Annotated in this window: 15 protein-coding genes; 11 read left to right on the top strand and 4 right to left on the bottom strand. The window is 58.6% G+C overall.

Translation table 11 applies throughout. From position 1 onward, the window contains the following. Positions 1-84 precede the first annotated feature (84 nt). Positions 85-1,215 carry an Ig-like domain-containing protein gene (locus BMW84_RS21010; RefSeq protein ID WP_091071744.1) on the top strand — a complete coding sequence of 377 codons (1,131 nt, stop codon included), beginning with the start codon at positions 85-87 and terminating at the stop codon, positions 1,213-1,215. Positions 1,216-1,302: 87 nt separating this feature from the next. Here BMW84_RS21010 and BMW84_RS21005 read toward each other — a convergent pair whose 3' ends face one another. The 3 genes from BMW84_RS21005 to BMW84_RS20995 form a co-directional block, all read right to left on the bottom strand. Then, complete coding sequence (locus tag BMW84_RS21005) at positions 1,303-2,613, bottom strand: ABC transporter substrate-binding protein (protein ID WP_091071742.1); 1,311 nt, start codon at positions 2,611-2,613, stop codon at positions 1,303-1,305. Between the two features lie 108 nt (positions 2,614-2,721). Then, on the bottom strand, positions 2,722-3,558 hold the full coding sequence (locus BMW84_RS21000; RefSeq protein WP_091071741.1) for a carbohydrate ABC transporter permease: 837 nt from the start codon (positions 3,556-3,558) through the stop codon (positions 2,722-2,724). Next, positions 3,559-4,446: a carbohydrate ABC transporter permease gene (locus BMW84_RS20995; protein ID WP_091071739.1), complete on the bottom strand. Its 888-nt coding sequence runs from the start codon at positions 4,444-4,446 to the stop codon at positions 3,559-3,561. A gap of 143 nt (positions 4,447-4,589) precedes the next feature. Between BMW84_RS20995 and BMW84_RS20990 the strand changes: the two genes are divergently transcribed. Together BMW84_RS20990 and BMW84_RS20985 are read left to right on the top strand one after the other, a co-directional pair. Further along, positions 4,590-6,422 carry a sensor histidine kinase gene (locus tag BMW84_RS20990; protein WP_091071737.1) on the top strand — a complete coding sequence of 611 codons (1,833 nt, stop codon included), beginning with the start codon at positions 4,590-4,592 and terminating at the stop codon, positions 6,420-6,422. Between the two features lie 4 nt (positions 6,423-6,426). After that, on the top strand, positions 6,427-8,046 hold the full coding sequence (locus tag BMW84_RS20985; protein ID WP_091071736.1) for a response regulator: 1,620 nt from the start codon (positions 6,427-6,429) through the stop codon (positions 8,044-8,046). 259 nt (positions 8,047-8,305) lie between these two features. On the opposite strand, the gene BMW84_RS20980 is transcribed toward BMW84_RS20985, so the two are convergent. Then, positions 8,306-9,397, bottom strand: coding sequence for an LLM class flavin-dependent oxidoreductase (locus BMW84_RS20980; RefSeq protein ID WP_091071734.1), 1,092 nt, complete (start codon positions 9,395-9,397; stop codon positions 8,306-8,308). A gap of 273 nt (positions 9,398-9,670) precedes the next feature. On the opposite strand from BMW84_RS20980, the gene BMW84_RS20975 reads away from it, so the two are divergent. The 8 genes from BMW84_RS20975 (at position 9,671) to BMW84_RS20940 (ending at position 17,836) form a co-directional block, all read left to right on the top strand. Then, entirely contained in the window at positions 9,671-10,633 is a 963-nt protein-coding gene (locus tag BMW84_RS20975; RefSeq protein WP_091071732.1) for a phosphotransferase family protein, read from the top strand. Next, a complete protein-coding gene (locus tag BMW84_RS20970) occupies positions 10,630-11,940 on the top strand; it encodes an outer membrane protein assembly factor BamB family protein (RefSeq protein ID WP_091071730.1) in 1,311 nt (436 codons plus the stop codon). Before BMW84_RS20975 ends, BMW84_RS20970 begins: the two co-directional genes overlap by 4 nt. Positions 11,941-12,139: 199 nt before the next feature. Beyond that, complete coding sequence (locus BMW84_RS20965; protein ID WP_091071729.1) at positions 12,140-12,916, top strand: ABC transporter ATP-binding protein; 777 nt, start codon at positions 12,140-12,142, stop codon at positions 12,914-12,916. A gap of 22 nt (positions 12,917-12,938) precedes the next feature. After that, a complete protein-coding gene (locus tag BMW84_RS20960) occupies positions 12,939-13,742 on the top strand; it encodes an ABC transporter permease (RefSeq protein ID WP_091071727.1) in 804 nt (267 codons plus the stop codon). A gap of 120 nt (positions 13,743-13,862) precedes the next feature. Next, positions 13,863-14,645, top strand: coding sequence for an ABC transporter permease (locus BMW84_RS20955; protein WP_091071910.1), 783 nt, complete (start codon positions 13,863-13,865; stop codon positions 14,643-14,645). A 70-nt stretch (positions 14,646-14,715) separates the two neighbouring features. After that, positions 14,716-16,323, top strand: a complete 1,608-nt coding sequence (locus BMW84_RS20950) for an FAD-dependent oxidoreductase (protein ID WP_091071725.1) — start codon at positions 14,716-14,718, stop codon at positions 16,321-16,323. Beyond that, positions 16,320-16,652 carry a 4Fe-4S dicluster domain-containing protein gene (locus BMW84_RS20945; protein ID WP_091071724.1) on the top strand — a complete coding sequence of 111 codons (333 nt, stop codon included), beginning with the start codon at positions 16,320-16,322 and terminating at the stop codon, positions 16,650-16,652. The genes BMW84_RS20950 and BMW84_RS20945 overlap by 4 nt, the downstream gene beginning before the upstream one ends. A gap of 44 nt (positions 16,653-16,696) precedes the next feature. Then, positions 16,697-17,836, top strand: coding sequence for an ABC transporter substrate-binding protein (locus BMW84_RS20940; protein WP_368086734.1), 1,140 nt, complete (start codon positions 16,697-16,699; stop codon positions 17,834-17,836). Positions 17,837-17,858 lie beyond the last annotated feature (22 nt).

Genomic DNA, 17,858 nt, shown 5'->3' with positions numbered 1-17,858 from the left:
GTTACAAGAGGTATGCGAAGCATAACCAGACGGCGGCAATCGTCAAACCCGAAGAATTGAAATAGGAAAGAAGGAATACGCCTCATGTGGAAAAATCGCTTAACGTTTGTCCCGCTGCTCTTGGTCATTCTGCTGAGTCTTACTGCCGGACCGGCGCTGGCCGCTCCGGTCAAGGCCGTAAATCCCCAATTTACATCGGCTGTCCTGTCGCTAAAACAAGGCACAACACTTGACCTCAAAACCAAGCTGAGGGCGTCGGCTAAGGTAACGTACGTCTTTGCCAGCAGCAACGCCAAAACCGCCTCGGTCTCTTCGGCCGGCATCGTTACCGGCGTCGCTGCAGGCAAAGCGGCAATTACGGCAACGGTATCCCAGAAGGGATACAGCGGCAAAGCGAGCGTGGTCATTCAGGTCACCGCGCCGGCGGCAGCTGGTGGAAGTACGGCGAGCGCCTCGGCAAAACCTGTGGTCTATAAGGACCCGGCCCTGCTGGACGCCGATATCCGTACCGGGCTTAAAACGTTGTTCAAGAAAGATTACAGCAAGCTGACGGCAGAGGAAGCCGCCCAGCAGGCCAAACTGCTGAATATCGACCGCCAGCAGCTGCTTGCCGGCCTTCAAGCCATTATCGTCAAAGGCGAGCCGTCCTGGTCGGCGGCGATGGTGCAGGATTTTGCCGTACATAACCTGGAAGGCAACATTAAGGAAATTGCAGCGTTGTTCACCAAGTCGGAAGGGGACGAATGGGGGCAAAGAGCGGCGCTTGAGCTGCTGAAAGTCTTCAAGTCCGACAAAGCGCTGCAGGCGTTCGGCAATTTGCTGCTGACTTCGTCCGATGCCAACCTTCGCTACAGCCTTGCTTACCTGGTCAGTACCTTTAAGGGTGACCCGGCGGCGCTTTCGTTCCTGATCAATGCGGTTTTGAAAGAAACGGACGACAAGGCATGGGGCAATGAAGCCGCCGCGCTGATCGCGGTAGCCGGAACGGACAAGGATACCATCGACACGGTCATCCTTACCTCCGGGCAGTTCTCCGCGGAGAAAAAGGAGCAATTCGCCGGATTCCTAGGTTATTCCGATCCTTCGCGCGAAGCTCTTCTCCAAGCCTGGAAAACGGCCTTGAACGCGAACCTCCAGTCTCCCGTGGACGCGCTCCGGGACGCCTCGACGACACTGTTGAACGCGTTGAAGAAGTTCCCGTTATACCGAAACTAGCCAACAACAACAAAGGGCATTCCCAGGCCGTTAGTGACGCGGCCTGGTGAATGCCCTTTGTTTATTTTATCCGGCCTCAGCCGAACGTTATTGTTTTACGATGTCCTGCACGGCTTTATCCAGCTTCTCCAGCAGTTGATCGCGTTTCAGCTGTCCGCCGAGATATTCCTGCATCGCAGCGCCGAAGCCTTGGGTTACGCCGTCCGGGAACATATCCCAGTTCCAGCCGAGGGCAGTCGCGGATTTCTCTTGTACGGCGACGGCTACCTGGCCGATGTCAGCCGCAGCGGCTTCGATGTTCGTTTCGGCCGGAATGAATTTGAATTCCTGGGTCAAATATTTTTTGCCCGTTTCGGAGCTGACCAGCCAGTTGAGGAACGCTTTAGCTTCCTCCGGATGAGCGGATTTGCTGTTAACGATATAGTTGTTCGGTACGCCGACGAGAATCGTGCCTTCTTCATCGCTGATCGGCAGCGGCAGCAGGCCGAGGTTCAGGTTCGGATCAACTTTGTCGATGTCGCCTTGCGTCCAATTGCCCTGCATCATCATCGCGGCCTTGCCGGCGGCGAATTCGGCGACTTGGGTCGCGTAGTCGGTCGTCACTTTATTGTCTTGAGCGTTGTCAAAAATCACGTCCACGAGATCGAGCCATTGCTCGAATACAGCGTTGCCTTTAATCGTTTGCGTGCCGGCTTTGACGTCCTCGATGAATTTTTTCGGGTCAGGCTGGTGGGCCAGGCCGACGTTCACGAGGTGAATCCCCATCGACCACCATTCATTGGTCGCCTCAAACGGCGTGATGCCTGCAGCTTTCAGCTTTGCTACAGCATCCTTCAGCTGGGACAATGTTTTTGGCTCTTCAGTGATACCCGCTTTAGCGAACAGGTCCTTGTTATAAATGAGGCCGTAACCTTCGACGTTCATTGGCATGCCGTACAGCTTGCCGTCTACGGTTGCAGGCGTTTTGGAGGTGGGAATCAGGTTCGCGGCCCATGGCTCGTTTGACAGGTCGGTCGCGCGGTCCATGTACGGAACGAGGGCGGTGTAGCCGCCGTTGTTAAAGATTTCAGGCTCTGAGCCGGAGGCGATTTCTGCCTTCAGAAGCGCGCCGTAATCTTCGCCGCCGCCATGCGTTTCGACTTCGACCTTGACGCCGGTTTCTTTTTCGTACTCTTCGGCCAGCGCGTTCAGCTGCTCGGCGATTTCGACCTTGAACTGGAACATTTTGATCGTTACGTCTTTCTTAGCCGGAGCTTCCGTGGCTTCCGCTGCAGAGGTTTCTGCCGGTTTTTCCGTAGAATTGGCCTTGTTAGCGGAATTATTGTTGCCGCCGTTGCCGCAACCTGCGATAATTAGCGTGCAAACGATTGCGAATATCAAAGCGAACCTTCTTTTCATTGTATAACCTCCCTGGTCTGTTTGGGTTTCTACATAATCATCGTAAAGCAAACGGCGTTTCACTTACACTTAATATTTTGCTCGAAAAAGTGGATATTGTTGCAAGCGCTATCCCTTCAGCGATCCGGTCGTAACCCCCTCGACGATATATTTTTGCAGAGAAAGGAAGAATAGCAGAATCGGCGTAATCGCCATCACCAGGCCGGCAAGCGCCAAATCCCATTTCTTGGTGTACTGCCCGAAAAACTTCGTGACAGCCACCGGGAGCGTGGTCAGGTCCTTGTTGCCGCCGATGACGAGCACCGGGAGCAGGTAGTCGTTCCAGATCCACAGCGTGTTCAGGATGATAACCGTGACGATAATCGGCATGAGCAGCGGGAACACGATTTTGAAAAAGACGCCGTACGGATTCGATCCGTCCACCCTGGCGGCTTCCTCCAGCTCCAGCGGCACGGTTTTGATAAAGCCGTGGAACAGGAACACCGACAGCGGCATTCCAAAGCCGAGGTAGCAGGCCACGATGCCGTATAGCTCGCCGCGCAGCTCCAGCATGCTGGTGACACGCACGAGCTGCAGCATCAGCGACTGGAACGGAATGATCATCGCGGAGACGAGAAGCAGGAAGACCAGGCTGTTGAACTTCGACGGATGGCGAACGATCCGGTAAGCGCCCATCGAACTGAACAGGACGATAAAGATGACGCTCAGCACAGTGATGGACAACGAGTTCCAGAACGCCAGCGGAAAGTCGATCGCTTCCCATACCTTGGAGTAATTGTCCCAGTGGAACACCTGCGGCAGCGACGCCGCGTCGAGAAGAATCTCTTTGAGCGTTTTCACGGAATTGGCCAGCACCAGATAGAAAGGGGACAGGAAGATGACGGCAAGCAGAATGGCAAATATTTCGAGCGTGAGCGTGCTGCCACGGTATCTGCGGGTATCCATTTACGCCTGCACCTCTTTTCGTTTGGTGATCAGCACCTGGGTCACGGTAATCAGCGACACGGCGACGAAGAACAGCAGCGCTTTGGCGGTACCGAGACCGTAGCGGTTGTTGACCAGCGCTTCGGCATAGATGTTATAGGCAAGCGACTGGGTGGAGGTGCCCGGTCCGCCTTTGGTCAGCGACAGGTTAAGATCGAACATTTTGAACGCATTCGATGTCGTCAGGAACAGGCAAATCGTGATGGCCGGCATGATCAAAGGCAGATACACGCTTCGGAACAGTTGAGGCGCACGCGCGCCGTCGATTTGGGCGGCTTCCACCAGATCCTTCGGAACCCCGGCGAGCGAGGCGATATAGATAACCATCATGTAGCCGGCGGTCTGCCAGACGAAGACGATGACGAGGCCCCAGAAGCCGGTACCCGGCGTGCCGAGCCACGGCAGCTTGAAGAACGGGATGCCGCTCAGTTCACCGATGGTTGCGAAGCCTTTGGTAAAAATAAACTGCCAGATGTAGCCCAGCAGGATGCCGCCGATGACGTTCGGCATGAAGAAGACGGTACGAAGAATCTTTTTCGTCTTGAGGGCGGCCATCATCATAAAAGCGAGAGCCAGCGCCAGCACGTTGGCGAATACCACGGAAATCACCGTAAACCGCAGCGTAAAGAGCAGCGAAGTCCAGAACTTGTCGTCATGCCAGATCCGCTGCCAGTTGGCGGAGCCGGTCCAGACGGCTTTATCCAGATCCAGCCCGTTCCAGTCGGTCGACGAATAATAGAAGCCGAGAATAAATGGGGTCACCACGATCACCAGAAAAAACAGCAGGCAGGGCCCGAGGAACACGATTTGCTGTCCCCAGCCGCCGGATAAGCGAAGCGCTTTTCTCATAGGAAATCTCCTTTGTATAATATTTCTACCGTTCACAACTTCATTATAAAAAGCGTCAGCCGGTATCAACACTCAATTTGATGATGATAAAAGTGGATTATATTGCAGCGGGACTATACGGCTGCGGAGGAGTGAAAGCGCGCATGTTTTTCCGAAACAGCATACGCACCCGCCTGATGGCGCTGGTGCTTCTGGCGACCGTGATTCCGCTCGGGATCTCGGTGACGTTCTCTTATTTCTATACCAAACATTCGGGTACAGAGCAGTCGGTGAAGCAGAACACGCGGCTTCTGACGCTTGGCGAAAGCAACCTGGACAATTATTTCAGCGGCATGAACCAGCGGGCGATGTCGGTGTACAGCGGAATCAATGTGCCGAGCTCGTTTTATACGACGCTGCTGACCGCCAAAAATCCGGCAACGCTGCCGGCGGACTCGGCCGTGCCCGACAATAGGGCGATCGTGTCGACGCAGCTCTTTAATCTTTTTCTGTCCGACCGGAACACGTTTCAGATTCACCTGTATGTGCGGGCATCGCGGCAATCCAACCTGCTGCTCGGCGGCATCTTCCGCCAGGAACCGGTCCAGGCGGCGGAGGGAGCGGCCTCCATGCCGGAGACGTACAAGCCGTATCTTGAAGTGACGCACTTGGATCACCAGTACGGGGTAAAATCTGGTTTTCCGAATCGGAAACCGGGAACGGTGCCGGTGTTTACCGCGCATTTCCCGGTGTACAAGGCGCCGAGCGCCGAGGTGCTGGCCGATTTGTCGTTCGATTTTCGCCTGACCGAGCTGGAGGGAATCGTGAAATCGATGTACAATTCGGACACCGAGCGGCTGTACGTGCTGAACGAGCAGGGGGAAGCGTTGTTTGCCTCGGGCGAGGACTGGATCGGTAAGCCAGTGACCGCGGGCTGGAGCAAGCTGCCGCAAGCGGACAGCGGACAATTTGCCTGGAAAAAAGACGGCTTCAAGGGCATCGTGTTCTACCGCCACATTGACGAGCCGCTTTTTAAGGGCAGCATTATCAAGCTGGTTCCCTATGAGGATTTGTACAGCGACGCCCGCGTCCTCACAAGGTTTATTACGATTGTCGGCGTATTGTTCGTGCTGCTGGGCATCCTTAATGCCGTGCTGATCTCTATCGGGTTTACCCGTCCGATCAAGAAGCTGATCGCTTTTACCCAGAAGGTGCAGATCGGCAAGCTGGATGCCCATGTGGATGCCGAGCGGGGCGATGAAATCGGGCTTCTGACGCGTAAAATCACCGGGATGACCCGGACGATCAACGACTATGTCGTCAAGGAATACAAGCTTGAGCTGGCGAACAAAACCAATCAGCTGAAGGCGCTCCAGGCCCAGATCAACCCGCATTTTCTGTACAACGCGCTACAGTCGATCGCCAGCTTGTCCCTGCGGTACAACGCACCGAAGGTCTACGACCTGATCTATTCCCTCGGCAGCATGATGCGGTATTCCATGAACACCGAACGGACGCAGGTGCCGCTGCGGGATGAACTGGAGCATGTGCAGAACTATGTGATCCTGCAGACGGAACGGTTTGGGGAGGATAATCTGCGGCTGGACATTGAGGCCGAAGAAGAGACGCTGGATGCGGTCGTGCCGAAAATGATGCTTCAGCCGATTGTCGAAAATATTTTCAAGCACGGCTTTGCCGACGGCATCCGGGACGGGCGGATTTCGATCGTCTGCGCCAAGGACACCGCCGGCGATCTGGTCGTCTCTGTGACGGATAACGGCAAAGGCATCAGCCGGGAAAGGCTGGAGGAAATCGCCGCCGCGCTGGAAAAGCGTGCCGACGCCGAGCGGGAGGAAATCGGCCTGTACAACGTGCTGGCCCGGCTGCGGCTGCAAATGGGGGCTGCGGCCGGGTTAAAGCTGGACGGCGGGGAAGGCGGCGGAATCACAGTGACATTATATATCCCGCTGAACGGGGAAGGCGGAAGGGAGCGGTGAACAGATGAAGGTACTAATCGTCGATGATGAAAAACATGTGCGGGACGCCATCCGCTATTTTGTTCCGTGGGAGAAGCATCAGATCACGGAAATCTTCGAGGCCGACAGCGGCCGGGAAGCGATGGAGATTATGCGGGCGGCGCAGCCGGAAATCGTGTTTACGGACATGCGGATGCCGCTCGTGGACGGCGCGGAGCTGCTGGAATGGCTGCATAACCATTATCCGCATACGAAAACCATCGTGATCAGCGGGTATCAGGATTTTCATTATGTGAAGCCGGCGATCCGCTTTGGCGGGACGGATTATTTGCTGAAGCCGATCAACAGCAAGCAGCTCGTTGCCGCCGCCGAGCATGCCTTTCAGCTGTGGCGGGACGAAGAAGCGGAGCGGCTGCAGGCTGCCCGGCAAAACATGCAGCTCAACGTGCTGCGCCCGCTCTATTGGGACAAGGCGCTGTCCGATCTGGTGTCCGGCCATGCTTCCTTTGCCGAGCTCCGGCCGGCGATGCGCGAGGAGCTGGGCTTACCGGAGCAGGCGGCGCGCTGCGTCGTCGGGGTTATGACTTTGCAGGGCTCGGGCTGCAGGCTCGTGCAGCGGTTCGGCGGCGATGTTCTGCTTACATCCTTCGTAATGGCCAACGTATGCAACGAAGTGCTGTCCGAACGCGGGGGAGGCTACGCCTTCCGCAGCTGGCAGCCGGGCGCGGATATCACGCTGTTGTTCTGGAGTCCAGAGGAATCGCAGGAAGAGACGCAGGAGAACGTGCGTGAGCATGCGCAGGAGAAAGCAAAACAGATTAACCAGGCGCTGCGGCAGGCGTACGGTATCGAAGTCGACATCGGGCTGAGCCGGCCGCATGCGCTGGCAGGCGGGCTGCAGCCTGCATTCCGCGAAGCCTGCCGGGGCCTCAGCGAGCGCAATCTGCTGCATGCGGCGGGACGAATCTATCCGTTCCGGGATGCGCAGCAGGCGCCGGAAGATGAGGTGCCGGACCTTCCGGCGCTGCTTGACAAGCTGTCGCTGGCGGTGCTGTCCGGCGACGGCGACAAAATGGAACGCGCCGTCGACGAGTGGGCAGCCCGGCTCGCAGGGCTGCCCCTCCTGACCGAAAGCGGGTTCCGCCATATGCAGGCGGAACTCCGTACGGTCCTGCAGCGCTGGCGGCCGGAGGAAGACATCGTTCTCGAGCCCTGCCTGAACAGCGAAGGAGGTTTTGCGCCGGAGAGCTGGAGCCGCCAGCTCAAGGCGCTGCTACGGCGGCTGGCGCAGGGCAGCGCCCAGACGCCGGACAGCAAGCTGATCCAGGAGATCAAGGAATACCTGGAGCAGAATTATTCCCGCGAACTGACGCTGCAGCATATCGCGGAGCGGTTTTTCGTCAGCCGCGAGAACGTCTCGCGCAAATTCAAGCAGATCACCGGCGAGAATCTGTCCGACTATCTGACCGGTTTGCGGGTCGGCAAAGCGAAGGCGCTCCTGCAGAACACCGCCCTGCGGCTGTCCCAGATTTCTGAGCTTGTCGGCTACGAGGACGAGAAGTACTTCAGCCGGGTCTTTAAGAAGGCGACCGGCCTTACGCCGCGGGAATACCGCAAGCTGACCGGGCAGGATGGCGAGAGATGAGCGGTGGCCCCGGTTGCTAGGGTGGCCGCAGCTGGTGCCAGCGCCGCGGATGTGGCAGCGAATAACGGCAGAGGTGCCGTTATTTCGGGCCTGGGCGCCACACTGGTGCCGGGTACAGAAAACTCTGTACCCGGGCTAAAAAGCAGGGCAGCGATCCTCCGGTAACCGGAAGATCGCTGCCCTGTTTAAGTTACGTCCTGTGTTACGAGACACCGAATTTGCACTTGATTTACATTCTTGCCCAAGAGGAGGCCGAGCTTTAGCGCGCTGCGCCCGCATTCTTCCGGGCAATCTCCCGGCGCACGACCGGCGCGACTTCGGTCGCCAGCAGCTCGATGGCGGACGCGACTTTGGCGTACGGCAGACCGCCGATGTCGAGCTGGGCCATAAAACGCTGATGCCCGAACAGCTCATGCTGGTACAAAATCTTTTCGATGATTTGCTGCGGGCTGCCCACGGCAAGCGTGTTGTCGGGGGCGACAGACGATTCGAATTCGCCGCGCGAGACGGTGTAGCTTGGCGAGCGGTGCGGACTGATGGCATTCCGGTAGCTGTAATAGTACGGGTAGTAATCATCAAGCGCCTGCGCTGCGGTTTTGGCGATGTAGCCGTGGCTGGTCACGCCGACCTTCAGCTTGTCCGGCGCATGGCCCGCTGCGATACCGCGGGCACGGTAGGCATCCGCAAGCTCGCGGAACGGTTCGGGGCTACCGCTCAAGATCGCCATCGCCATGCCTACGCCGAGCGCCCCGGCACGTTCGGCGCTGTCGGGCGAGCCGCCCACGCCGACCCACAGCGGCAGCTTCGGCTGCAGCGGACGCGGTGCGATTTCCGCGTTATGCAGCGGCGCACGGAAACGGCCTTCCCAGGTCATGACTTCCTGTTCGTTCAGTGCGATCAGCAGCTCCAGGTTTTCGGCAAATAACCGCTTGCCGTCATCCAGTTCATAGCCGAACAGCGGGAAGGACTCGATAAACGCGCCGCGGCCGGCGATAATCTCCGCCCGGCCGCCGGACAGAAGATCGACCGTGGCGAAGTCCTCGAAGACGCGCACCGGGTCGATGGTGCTGAGCACGACCGTGGTGCTGGTCAGCTTGATACGCCGGGTCACCTGCGCGATGGCCGCCAACATAACCGGTACGGACGAGATGGCAAAGTCGAGGCGGTGATGCTCGCCGACGCCAAAAACATCCAGGCCGGCTTCGTCGGCCAGCTTCGCAGCAGCGATCACCTCGTGCAGCCGCTGCTGCGGGCTAATCGTTTGTCCGGTGTGGCAATCCTTGACGATGTCGCCGAGCGTATAAATGCCGAATTCAAATTCAGGATTCGTATTGTCCTTAATACTATTCATTGTACTCATGCCCCTTGTCCGATAAGTCGTAAAATCTATATTCCAAAGTTCCCTTACGGGAAGCCGTGTTCCCTGCTGAGAAACGTTTGTCTTCAGTCCATAAAGCTAAGTGAATTGTACCACAATAACTTACAAATTGTAAGTATGTGAATGTAAGTTTGCACTGTGACACCTGTTGCTTCCTGTACCTTATAGTGTAATAAATATTCGGCAAATCATCCAAGGCGAAAACACAAATTTTGGTATATGATGAATTGGAAAGGAGATGCATGCATGGAAAACAATGTAGGACAAGCCATGCCTGAGCCTATACGGCGCTGGATCGAGGCATCGTTCTTGCCGGCTGCAGTGCTGACCGGTGAGCAGCGGCTGAAGGGCAGCACGTCTTCGACGCTGCACAGGGTGGATCTGCAGCAGGAAGGAACCCTGCGGCAAGCGGTGGTGCGACGGTTCACCAACGCCGATTGGCTGCGGATGGAGCCGGACCTGGCCCGCCATGAAGCTGCGGCGCTGCAAGCGGCCGGCGGCTGCGGCGTACCCGTTCCACGGCTGCTGGCCTTCTCCGAAGAAGCCGTAGAGGGCAGTGAACCGGCGGTGCTGATGACGCTGCTGCCTGGCGAGGTGGTGCTGCAGCCGGAGGATATGGAGCGGTGGCTGCACGGACTGGCCGCAGCGCTGGCCGAGGTGCACCGTACGGTACCGCCGACGGATTTTGCCTGGAACTACCGGACCTACAACGACTTGAGCACTTTGGCCCCGCAGGAATGGTCGCCCGACTTGGCCCCTGAATGGTCTTCGGCGCTCGCCATCGCGCGGGGATTGCGGCCTAAGTCGAAAACCTGCTTCATCCACAGGGATTATCACCCGGCCAATGTCTTATGGAAGGACGGGGCCGTCAGCGGCATCGTCGATTGGGTCAATGCCTGCATCGGTCCGGCGGGGATCGACATCGGGCACTGCCGGGTCAATCTGGCGATGATGTACGGGACGGAGACGGCAGACCGTTTTCTGGAGGCCTACTGCGAGGCGGCAGGCGATGCTTTCAGCTACGAGCCGCATTGGGATTTGCTGTCGCTGTTTGACATGCTGGATGGACCTCCGACCGTGTACAGCGGCTGGCCTGCCTTTGGTTTTACAGGCTTGACGGACCAGCTGATAAAGCAGCGAATCGAGCGGTATATGCTGAGCCTTCTGGAGAGAACGGCAAATCAACAACAGGGAGAGGATCTTTCATGAAAAAGCTCAAGTTAGTTCTTGCGGCCGGCCTGATCGGCGCAGGCGTCATTTCCGCTAATGTTCCGGAGCCCCGCGCTGAGGCGGCCGCCCATACTTCTTATGTAGCCAATAATTTCAGAGGTTATTACGACCAACTTCCGGAAATCAAGGCGGCTTGGAGCAGCGATATGGACATCCAGGACGACGACTATGCTGTGACCCGGGGATCGGCAGCCGCCGGGGGCGGGAAGATTTTTATCATCAAAAATGGACAGCTGCTGGCGTTGAATGCTCAAACCGGAAAGACGGCATGGAAATACGGCGCCAAGATGACACTGCCTCTGCTGTACCAGGATGGCATCATTTACGGCAGTACGCAGAACGGAACTATCGTCGCCGTAAATGCCGCTACGGGCAAAGGCAAATGGAGCGCGCCGACTGCCGCCAAAGGCGCAATCCAACTGCTGATTGACAAGGACCAGCTGCTGGCTGTTAACGGGGATATCCAAGCCTTTAATTTGAAGGACGGCAAACTGAAATGGAAGGACAATTACAGCGAAAGATTTTATGAGCCTGTTCTGGCGGCGGAAAATTTGGTGTTGGCCGTGGATTCGGTGTCCGGGGCGTATACCTATAATATTTTGCATGCCTTTGACCGCAGTACGGGTAAAGAGCTGTGGCAGGCCGATAACCATCGGCTGCCCATCGATGCGGGCGGAGGCACCTTGCTTGCGCAGCGTTCGGGAAACCTGATGGACCTCGTCCCGCTGACAACGCTCGATACATTGGATGCCAAAACCGGAAAGTCAATGAAAACAACGGAGTACAATCCGGCGGGTATTGACCCGGAGGGCGCGCTCAGAAGCGGCGGCATCGCCTGGATCGACGGCAATAACCTGTACATCAACGAAGGCAATAAAGTCTACGGCTATCCTAAAAACAGTGATCCGGCAGCGACGAAGGCGACCTACTATTCCGCCGCCGGCTCCGGCCAATCGCTTATGTATGCGGCCGGCCCGTATGACGGGCGGGTGCTGTTCAGCGACGGAACGAGCATCTACGGCATCAAAACCGCCAATCAATCGCTCGTGTCCTATTACGGCGGCGGGGACATCGCGCGGTTTGAGCTGCTCGGCCACGGCATGTACATTGCCCGCGCGGACGGCAGCGTGGTGGCGATCAATCTGCTGACCGGCAAAACGGAGCTGCGGCTGAAAACGACAGGCCGGGGGTATGGTCCGACCTTGCTGGAGAGCGGAATGATCATCGTCCAGAGCAAAGGGAAAGTCTATGCGTTCAAAGAACCTGCATCCCTGCACCAAAAATAATCCGACCTAAAAGATGTGAATATTTGTTGACAGCCTTGCTCATAGGTGTTATTTTAAATTTACAAATTCCGATTGATTTAATTTGAATTAAATTAAACCGACTGCTCCAGCAGAGGTACCCGTCAGGCTTTTTCAAGACGAGGAACCTCTGCTTTTTTTCATTCAGCGGATCGGGAACATCATCAAAGGAGGAACAGACATGGGGGAAGCGTTGTTATCCATATCGGCCCTAAATAAAAGCTTCGGCACGGCGGGCAAGCAGGTGCAGGCGCTGCAGGATGTGGACCTGAAGGTGGAAGCCGGGGAGTTCATTACGGTAATCGGGCCGAGCGGATGCGGAAAAAGCACGCTGCTGCGCATCGTCGCCGGGCTCGACAGCGGCTTCTCGGGCGATGTGGCGCTGGACGGGATGCCGATCGGCGGACCGGGGATCGACCGGGGGTTTATTTTTCAGGAGCACCGCCTCTTTCCATGGCTGACCGTAGAGAAAAACATCGCCTCCGATTTGCCGCTCCGGAACCCGGAGATCCGCCGCAAGGTGGAGGAACTGATCGAGCTGGTGAAGCTGAAGGGATTCGAAAAATCGTATCCCCGCGAGCTGTCGGGCGGCATGGCCCAGCGGGTGGCGATTGCCCGGGCGCTGCTGCGCAATCCCAAGATCCTGCTGCTCGACGAGCCGTTTGGAGCGCTGGACGCGTTCACCCGGGCGCATATGCAGCAGGTTCTGCTGGATATCTGGCGCGCCAACCGGACGACGATGATTTTTGTAACGCATGATATCGACGAAGCGGTGTTTCTCGGCAGCAGGGTCGTCATTCTGGAGCCGCGTCCGGGCCGGATTCGCCGGATCGTGCCGATCGATCTTCCCTATCCGCGCCGTAAGGCGTCGAGCTCGTTTCAGGAGCTGCGGCTGAAGGTGCTGAGCTATTTTGAGAAGGTGGAAGAGCTGGAGCTGACCGACGGAGCGGGGATCTAAGCATGAGAGGGGGAGAACAACGATGACCAACCGGACGGCGACGCTCAAAGCGGATGGCAAACCGGGCAAAGCCGCGCTTACCGCACTCGGCCTGCTGCTGCCGGTCACGGTGCTGGCGGTTTGGGAACTGCTGGCGCAGACCGGCGCGATTTCCGAGCTGCTGTTTCCGGCACCGACGACCATTGCGCGGTCGTTTATCGACCTTGCGGCCGGCGGCGATCTGTGGAGCAACTTCCGGATCAGCGCGGTCCGCGCACTCTCGGGGTTTGCGCTGGGCGGCGGTTTGGGCCTTGGACTCGGCCTGCTGGTCGGGCTATTCCGCCGGACCGAACGGCTGCTCGACCCGACGCTGCAGATGATCCGGATGATCCCAAGCCTGGCGGTGGTGCCGCTTTTTATTCTCTGGTTCGGGATCGGCGAGGAATCGAAGGTGCTGCTGATTGCGAAGGGAGCGTTTTTTCCGCTCTATATCAATACGTTTATGGGCATCCGGGGCGTGGACAACAAGCTGTTTGAAGTGACCCGGGTGCTGGGCTTCAGCCGCGCAAAGCAAATAGTCCGGCTGGTGCTGCCGGCCTCCGTGCCAAACATCGTGCTGGGCCTCCGGCTGTCGCTGGGGCTGTCCTGGCTGGGGCTGGTGGTCGCCGAGCTGATCGCCTCCACCTCGGGCATCGGCTATATGATGTCGGATGCCCGCCAGTTTGCCGATACGCCGGTTGTTTTTGTCGGAATCATCGTTTTTGCCGCCGCCGGCCTGATCAGCGATACGCTGGTCCGTCTGCTTGGACAGCGGCTGCTCCGGTGGCAGGACCATTACCTTGGATAGGAGTGAGATTACATCATGAGCGAAGGCATTGAAATCATCCTGAACAACGCCAAGGGGAAGCTTGAAGCCCGGGATTACAGCGGAACAGCCTCCGTAATTTCAGCTAACAACGATAAAGTTATGCCGAAATTTGGCGGTAAAAAGCTATTGTCCGATGGGGTGACCGCTGCACTGATCCCGGCGGCAATCCTCATCCTTTGGCAAATTGCCGGGAGTGCGGGCTGGATTTCGGCGCAATTTATGCCGGCGCCGCTCTCCATCGCTTCGACGTTTGGCGATCTGGCCGCACATGGCGGTCTGGCCCATCATCTCGGCGTGAGCCTGTACCGGGCAGGCATCGGCTTTATCGTCGGCGGAGCCGCCGGCCTGCTGCTGGGAATTGTGACCGGCCTATTCCGACGGGCGGAATATGTGCTGGACCCGAGTATCCAGGTGCTGCGGCTCGTTCCGCATCTCGCGATTGCGCCGCTGATCATCCTCTGGTTCGGCTTCGGCGAGTGGTCCAAGGTGGCGATTATATTAACCGGCGCGTTTTTCCCGGTCTATATCAATACCTTTGCCGGCATCCGCGGCGTGGACAACAAGCTCTATGAGGTGGCGCATGTGCTGGGCTTCGGTCCGCTGGAACGGCTGCGGCGGCTGGTGCTTCCGGCAGCGCTGCCGGGCATTCTGCTCGGACTGCGGCTGTCCATGGCGGTCGCCTGGATCGGCCTGGTCGTCGCCGAGTTGATCGGCTCGCAATCCGGGGTTGGGTTCCTGATCAATGAAGCCAAACAAAATTCGGACACGGAAGTGATTTTTGTCGGCATTCTCATTTTTGCCGTCGTCGGCAAGCTGATCGACTCGCTGTTCCGGATCATTGAACGCAAGGCGCTGCACTGGCGCGACAGCTACCAGGGCTAGGAGAGGAAACCGTCTTTAACTATCCAACAAATTCTTCTAACAAGGAAAAATATGCATAGGGGGTAAAACAATGAGCAGCTTGGCGTTTCAAGAACCGCTGCAGTTGACAGCGGATGTACTGGTGATCGGCGGGGGACCGGCCGGAACGTGGGCAGCATTGACGGCCGCGGCCAAAGGCGCGAAAGTCGTGCTGGCCGACAAGGGCTACTGCGGTTCCAGCGGAGCGACGGCGCCGTCCGGAACGGGCGTGTGGTACGTCAAGCCGGAAGCCCGGCAGCGCGAGGAAGCGAAAGCAAGCCGGTACGCGATGGGCGGCAAGCTGGCGGAGCATGCCTGGATGGACCGGGTGCTCGACCGGACCTACAGTAATATGAACCGGCTGGGTCTGGCCGGTTATCCGTTCCCGCTGGACCACGAAGGCAACCCTTACAAGCGCAGCCTGCAGGGGCCGGAGTATATGCGGCTGATGCGCAAGCTGGTCCGCAAAGCCGGCGTCCGCATCCTGGACCACAGCCCGGCGCTGGAACTGCTGGCAGATGAGCACGGAGTTGCCGGAGCCGCAGGCGTGCGAACGCAGGGCGGCGAGCCGTGGCGCGTGCTGGCCGGAGCCGTCGTCATTGCTACGGGAGGCTGCGCGTTCCTCAGCAAGGCGCTGGGCTGCAACGTGCTGACCGGCGACGGCTACCTGATGGCCGCGGAAGCCGGAGCAAGCCTGTCGGGCATGGAATTCTCCAATGCCTACGCGATTTGCCCGACGTTCTCTTCCGTAACGAAGACGGCATATTACAGCTACGCCAGCTTCTTTTATGAGGACGGTACGGTGGTGGAAGGCGCCGGCTCGAAAAAGGGCCGCTCGGTCATCGCCCGGAATCTGCTGGCCGGGCGGCAGGTCTACGCCAAGCTTGACCAGGCGCCGGAAGATCTGCAGCCGCTCCTGCGGGTGTCGCAGACGAACTTCTTCCTGCCGTTCGACCGCCGGGGCATCGATCCGTTCAAGGATGCTTTTCCGGTCACGCTGCGGCTGGAAGGCACCGTCCGCGGGACCGGCGGCATCCGCATCACGGATGAACAATGCGGCACCGGCGTTCCCGGCCTGTATGCCGCAGGCGACGCCGCGACCCGCGAGCTGATCTGCGGCGGGTTCACCGGCGGCGGCAGCCATAACGCCGCCTGGGCCATGTCCTCCGGCTCGTTTGCCGGAGAGGGGGCGGCCGATTACGCCGCTGCGCTCGGCCGCCATGCCGCCGGCCGCACGCCGGCCGGGTTGTCCGTCTCGCCGCTGGCGCAGGCGGGAGCGGCCCCGGGCGAGGCGGCACGTACCGCCGAGTTCACCGCCGCCGTGCAGGCGGAGGTCAAGCCGTACGACATCAACCTGTTCCGTACCGGCGAAGGCTTGACCGCATCGCTCGGACGTTTGGATGAACTGTGGCAGGCGCAGCGCAGCCGCCCGATCACCGTCTCGCCGGAAGGCGTCAAGGCGCGGGAAGCGGAGGCGATGACCGCGACCGCCCGCTGGATGTACGCCTCGGCGCTGGCCCGCACGGAGACCCGCGGCATGCACAAACGCGAGGACTTTAAGGAAAGCGACGGCGCGCAGCATCACCGGCTGATCAGCGGCGGCCTCGATGAGGTATGGGTGCAGCCGGAGCAAGTGGCGAAGGAGCGTGTTGCCTTGTGATCGAGATTCTCAGCGCCGAGCGGTGCATCGAATGCAATCAATGCGTGGCGGTCTGCCCGACCAATGTCTTTGACCGGGGCGGAGACGGCATTCCCGTGATCGCCCGGCAGGACGATTGCCAGACCTGCTTTATGTGCGAGCTGTATTGCCCTGTCGATGCGCTGTACGTCGCGCCCGATTCCGAAGCGGTGACGGGAATTACGGAGGATGCTTTGGCCCGGCAAGGCCTGCTTGGCGGCTACCGCGAGAAGGTCGGCTGGGGCAAAGGCCGCCGGCCGGTGGCGCAGCATCAATATTTATATGAACTCGGCCAACGCGCCGGATTTTAACGATAACCTATTCTATTACACACAGATACCGAGGGGGACCGTACATGAAAAACTTAATTCATGCACTGAAGGTTAACAGGTTGAAAGATTCCGCTGCGGCGAAGGAGGCGGTGATTACGGGGCATGCTGCCATTGGAAGATCCGCCGCCCGCTTCAAGAAAACGCGGGCCCGGGTTACGCTGCTAGCCGCAGCCACGGCGATCATGCTGCTACTGCAGGCTTGCGGCAACAACGCTGCCGGGAGCGACGGCTCTGCCGCAGGCGGAGCCAATGTGGCGGAAGCGGCGGGCGGCGAGGCGAAGCGCGAGGTGCCGGCCGTGCTCAATTACGGCTATATCGGCTCGAATAAGCTGAATCTGCCGGGCGGCGCGGAAGGTTGGGGCTTTTACAAAGGCATCATCCAGGAGGAATTCAAAAAGTACGGCATTACCGAAGTGAAGCTGACCGGCTTCCCGAACGGGCCGGACCAGACGGAATCGCTGATCAGCGGCCGGCTGGATGTCGGCAGCCTCGGCGACACGCCGGCAATCATCGCTTACGCCTCCGGCGCCAAAACCCGCCTGATCTCCCAGTCCTCCGCGCATACAGTCGGCTACCTGATCGGCAAGAAGGGAGGCCCGGCGTCGGTTAAGGACCTGCAAGGCAAAACGATCGCCATCCAGAAAGGGTCGTTCATGCACCGCTATATCGTCGGCCTGCTTCAGCAGGAGGGCGTAACGGATTACAAGCTGGTGCACATGCTGATTCCGGATGCGACGGCTGCGCTGGCAAGAGGGGATATTGACGCTACAACGAATACCGGCGTTCCTGCGCTGAAGCTGATCGATGAGGGCTACACCCATCTGGACGACTCTTCCAAGCATCCCGATTTGCTGGGGTCAAGCGCTACTGTGGTGTCCGATGACTACCTGAAGAAGTTCCCGGATTTCGCCAAGGTCTGGAACGAAGCGCGGGAAAAAGCGCTGGCCGACCTGAAGCAGCATGAGGACGAATATTACCAGTTCCTCGCCGAAATCAACAACACGACGCCGGAGCTGGCCAAACAGGTCAGCCCGATCGATGATCTGAAGGAGACCGCTTTTACGGATGACGGTACGAAGCTCCTCGAAGGCACGAAAAATTTCCTTGTGCAGGAGAAGCTGGCCAAGAAAGACTTTAACATCAGCGACTGGCAGCTGAAATAACGGCGGGACAGGGGGAAAAGAG

The organism is Paenibacillus sp. NFR01 (assembly GCF_900111565.1).
GTDB lineage: Bacteria > Bacillota > Bacilli > Paenibacillales > Paenibacillaceae > Paenibacillus_AQ.
Note: the sequence above shows the minus strand (reverse complement) of the source record. Positions and strands in the feature narration are given on the sequence as shown.

Excerpts from the sequence above, each read along its gene's own strand:
- BMW84_RS20940 (WP_368086734.1), top strand. The coding sequence starts at position 16,697 with ATGAAAAACTTAATTCATGCACTGAAGGTTAACAGGTTGAAAGATTCC.
- BMW84_RS20985 (WP_091071736.1), top strand. The coding sequence starts at position 6,427 with ATGAAGGTACTAATCGTCGATGATGAAAAACATGTGCGGGACGCCATC.
- BMW84_RS20960 (WP_091071727.1), top strand. The coding sequence starts at position 12,939 with ATGACCAACCGGACGGCGACGCTCAAAGCGGATGGCAAACCGGGCAAA.
- BMW84_RS20965 (WP_091071729.1), top strand. The coding sequence starts at position 12,140 with ATGGGGGAAGCGTTGTTATCCATATCGGCCCTAAATAAAAGCTTCGGC.
- BMW84_RS20955 (WP_091071910.1), top strand. The coding sequence starts at position 13,863 with ATGCCGAAATTTGGCGGTAAAAAGCTATTGTCCGATGGGGTGACCGCT.
- BMW84_RS20995 (WP_091071739.1), bottom strand. The coding sequence starts at position 4,446 with ATGAGAAAAGCGCTTCGCTTATCCGGCGGCTGGGGACAGCAAATCGTG.
- BMW84_RS21005 (WP_091071742.1), bottom strand. The coding sequence starts at position 2,613 with ATGAAAAGAAGGTTCGCTTTGATATTCGCAATCGTTTGCACGCTAATT.
- BMW84_RS20980 (WP_091071734.1), bottom strand. The coding sequence starts at position 9,397 with ATGAATAGTATTAAGGACAATACGAATCCTGAATTTGAATTCGGCATT.
- BMW84_RS20970 (WP_091071730.1), top strand. The coding sequence starts at position 10,630 with ATGAAAAAGCTCAAGTTAGTTCTTGCGGCCGGCCTGATCGGCGCAGGC.
- BMW84_RS20990 (WP_091071737.1), top strand. The coding sequence starts at position 4,590 with ATGTTTTTCCGAAACAGCATACGCACCCGCCTGATGGCGCTGGTGCTT.
- BMW84_RS20950 (WP_091071725.1), top strand. The coding sequence starts at position 14,716 with ATGAGCAGCTTGGCGTTTCAAGAACCGCTGCAGTTGACAGCGGATGTA.
- BMW84_RS20975 (WP_091071732.1), top strand. The coding sequence starts at position 9,671 with ATGGAAAACAATGTAGGACAAGCCATGCCTGAGCCTATACGGCGCTGG.
- BMW84_RS21000 (WP_091071741.1), bottom strand. The coding sequence starts at position 3,558 with ATGGATACCCGCAGATACCGTGGCAGCACGCTCACGCTCGAAATATTT.
- BMW84_RS21010 (WP_091071744.1), top strand. The coding sequence starts at position 85 with ATGTGGAAAAATCGCTTAACGTTTGTCCCGCTGCTCTTGGTCATTCTG.